Annotated in this window: 1 protein-coding gene; it reads right to left on the bottom strand. The window is 35.6% G+C overall.

Annotated features, from left to right (window positions below; genetic code table 11):
• A partial coding sequence (locus CHH91_RS20670; RefSeq protein WP_176465854.1) for a fibronectin type III domain-containing protein occupies positions 1-337 on the bottom strand: 337 nt, incomplete at both ends.

Here is a 337-nt window from a genome sequence, read left to right as displayed (position 1 = left end):
TTCAAAGGCATCATCCTCGGGATTCTCCCAGTTTATTAAAATATTATTTCCTTCATCAATTTCCATTTCGAGATTCTCAACTTCTAACAAGTTTTTAGGCGCTTCTGTCGTTTTAAAAGTCCTAACAACTCCATTACTTTCGTCGCCATCACTGTTTTTTGTCGTTACCCGTACAGTATAAACACGATCAGGCTTTAAATTTTCAAAAGTTACATCATTAGTCTTAGTGGTCAAAACTAATCTGTTATCAAGGTAAATAAGGGTTTCCGCGTATTCAGAACTACTTGGATTCGTAAACGTCATACGGGCGCTATCATAACTTGGATCAAAATTAATA

The sequence above is a fragment of the Virgibacillus sp. 7505 genome (assembly GCF_002272135.1).
GTDB lineage: Bacteria > Bacillota > Bacilli > Bacillales > Amphibacillaceae > Terribacillus.
This window is presented reverse-complemented; position numbering and strand designations above follow the sequence as displayed.